Raw genomic sequence first — 2,847 nt, forward strand, 5'->3', positions numbered from 1 at the left:
GGCATGCCGTGCCGGTCCAGCAGGTCACCGAAGCGACCGTCGGCCAGTCCGCCGCCGTCCCAGGCGCCCCAGGCGACCGAGAGCCGGGCGGTCAGGCTTGATCCCTGCGCCGGGCACGGCGGGCCCCCGCCCCCGTTGTGCTTGACCTACGTCTGGTCGTGCCGGCCCCGACGGGGGTTTGATCTTTGGGGCTACCAGCCTCTTGCCTTCCACTGGGGGAGGGCGGGGCGTTCCGCGCCCAGGGTGCTGTCCTTGCCGTGGCCCGGGTAGAACCAGGTGTCGTCCGGCAGCTGGTCGAACAGCTTGTGCTCGACGTCGTCGATCAGCGCGGCGAAGCGCTCCGGGTCCTTGTCGGTGTTACCAACGCCACCCGGGAAGAGACTGTCGCCGGTGAAGAGGTGCGGGGTGCCGGCGGGGTCGCGGTAGAGCAGCGCGATCGAGCCCGGGGTGTGCCCCTTGATGTGGATGACCTCCAGTGCGCAGTCGCCCACCGGCACGGTGTCGCCATCGGACAGACGCTCCGCCTCGATCGGCAGCCCGGCAGCGTCGTCGGTGTGCACCAGCGCCCGGGCGCCGGTCTTGGCGACCACCTCCTCCAGCGCCACCCAGTGGTCCATGTGCTGGTGGGTCGTCACCACAGCGGCGAGCCCGCCGTCGCCGACCAGCTCCAGCAGCCGGGGCGCCTCGTTGGCGGCGTCGATCAGCACCTGCTCCCCGGTGCTCGTGCAGCGCAGCAGGTAGGCGTTGTTGTCCATCGGACCCACCGACAGCTTGCTGATGGTGAGCCCGTCCAGCTCGCGTACCGCCGGCGCTCCGCCGTGGGTGACGTCTCCGCTGTATGTCATGACGTTTTCAGATCCATTCCGGTGGAGTAGGCAGGGGACCGTCAGGGGTGACGGAGAGCGGGGCGCCGTCGGCGCGGCCGATCAGCCAGGCGGCGAGGTCGGGGGCGGGACCGGCGACGATCGGGGCGCCGTCACGGTCACCGATGACCACCTCGTGCGCGCTGCCGTCGAGACGCAGCACCACCGACGGCGGCGTCGGCCCCATGGCGTGGTGGCTGGCCGCCTCACGCAGCAGCCGGTGGGTGAACGTGTCCGACCAGTCCGCGGCCCGGTAGTCGGCGGCCAGGTCGAGATGGTGCACCTCGATCTCGCGGAGGCGGCCCCAGACGAGCAGCGCGGCCGGCCAGGGGCCCCTGCGCGCCTGCACCGTCGCCGCCCACGCCTCGGCCGGCATCGCCGCCACCGCCTCGGCGAACAGGTCCGCGCTGCGCCGCAGGTCGTCCAGGTGCGCGGCGGGCGGTCGGCCCGAACCGGTCTCGATGTCCGTCGCGCGGACCTCCAGCGAGGCGTACATCGGCAGGTCCCGTCCGGTGCGGGCCGCGGTGAGCAGGTTCACGAAGCCGTCCGCGTTGCGCGCCAGGTGCGCCAGCACGTGGCCGCGCGTCCAGCCCGGCAGCAGCGACGCCGCGGCCAGGTCCGCGGCGTCGAAAGAAGCGGCGGTACGCAGAAGTCGGCTGGTGGCCGCGTCCACCTCGCCCATCAGCAACAGCGGATCCGTGGTCACCCGTCGACCCTAGCGGTCCGCCGTCGCGGCGTCGCCGGGGAAATCGCTTTCGGCGCGTCGGCCCGGGACCTACCGTCAGCGGCAGACGCGGCACCGGGACATCGGACGGAGGTGGTGATCATGCCGGACGTGGCACGCGTGTTCCGCCATCACCAACTTCAATACCGATGAGGATGCCATGACCATCGATCTGACCGCCCTCGGCTGGGACGCCGAGCGAGCGGCGTACGCCGAGCGACGTCCCGAGCAGCACCCGGGTCGGGTGGCCCGGGTGGACCGGGGGGTCTGCACCGTACTCACCGCGACCGGCCCGGTCCGGGCCAGCCTGGGCGGGGTGGTGTTGGCCGCCGCCGCCCGGGATCCGTCCGCCCTGCCCTGCGCCGGGGACTGGGTTCTGCTCACCAACTGGCCGGACCGTCGCGTCACCGTCGAGGGTGTGCTGCCGCGCCGGGGCGCGCTGGTCCGGCGTACCGCCGGCAAGGACGCCAGCGGGCAGGTACTGGCCGCCAACCTCGACGCCGCCGCCGTGGTGGAGCCGGTGCACCCCGAGCCGGACGTGGGCCGTATCGAACGGCTGCTCTCCCTGGCCCACGAGTCCGGCGCCCGGCCGCTGGTCGTGCTGACCAAGGCCGACCTCGCGGCCGACCCGGCCGCGTTGGCCCGGCAACTCGCCAATGTCGCGCCCGGAGTGCCGGTGCTGCCGGTCAGCGCCGAGCGGGGCGTCGGGCTGGACCCGCTGCGCGCCGAGGTCACCGCGGGCCGCACGCTCGGCCTGCTCGGGCCCTCCGGCGCGGGCAAGTCGAGCCTGGTCAACGCCCTCGCCGGCACCGTGACGATGCCGACGCAGGCGATCCGCCGGGTCGACGGCAAGGGCCGGCACACCACCACGTGGCGGACCCTCGTACCGATCCCCGGCGGGGGTGCCGTGATCGACACGCCCGGTGTCCGGGCGGTCGGCCTGCTCGACGGCGTGGCCGGGCTCGACCGGGCGTTCGCCGACATCGCCGGGCTGGCCGAGGGCTGCCGGTACGCCGACTGCGGGCATGACGGCGAGCCCGCCTGCGCGGTCCGGGAGGCGCTGCACACCGGGGAGCTCTCCACCCGGCGGTGGGAGAGTTGGCGGCGGCTGCAGGGGGAGGTGGCCCACGAGAGCCGACGGCGGGAGGCACGGGTGGCGGCGGAGCGGCGCGGCGGCTGGCGGTCGGCCCGACGCCGTGCTAGATATCAAGAGATAGGTGTAGGGAAGTAGTGTTATATCACGGGTGTAGATGTCGGTGG

General features: G+C 73.6%; 3 protein-coding genes. 1 reads left to right on the forward strand and 2 read right to left on the reverse strand.

The annotated features are described in order from the left end of the window. Nucleotides 1–191: 191 nt before the first annotated feature. Both ACWCO3_RS33565 and ACWCO3_RS33570 read right to left on the reverse strand, forming a co-directional pair. Nucleotides 192–845 carry an MBL fold metallo-hydrolase gene (locus ACWCO3_RS33565; RefSeq protein ID WP_357936056.1) on the reverse strand — a complete coding sequence of 218 codons (654 nt, stop codon included), beginning with the start codon at nt 843–845 and terminating at the stop codon, nt 192–194. Between the two features lie 7 nt (nt 846–852). Then, nucleotides 853–1,569, reverse strand: a complete 717-nt coding sequence (locus ACWCO3_RS33570) for a maleylpyruvate isomerase family mycothiol-dependent enzyme (RefSeq protein WP_145779843.1) — start codon at nt 1,567–1,569, stop codon at nt 853–855. A gap of 178 nt (nt 1,570–1,747) precedes the next feature. On the opposite strand from ACWCO3_RS33570, the gene rsgA reads away from it, so the two are divergent. Further along, complete coding sequence (gene rsgA, locus ACWCO3_RS33575; protein ID WP_450013965.1) at nt 1,748–2,818, forward strand: ribosome small subunit-dependent GTPase A; 1,071 nt, start codon at nt 1,748–1,750, stop codon at nt 2,816–2,818. The last annotated feature ends 29 nt before the right edge of the window (nt 2,819–2,847 follow it).

It is taken from the genome of Micromonospora sp. NPDC002411 (assembly GCF_053592955.1).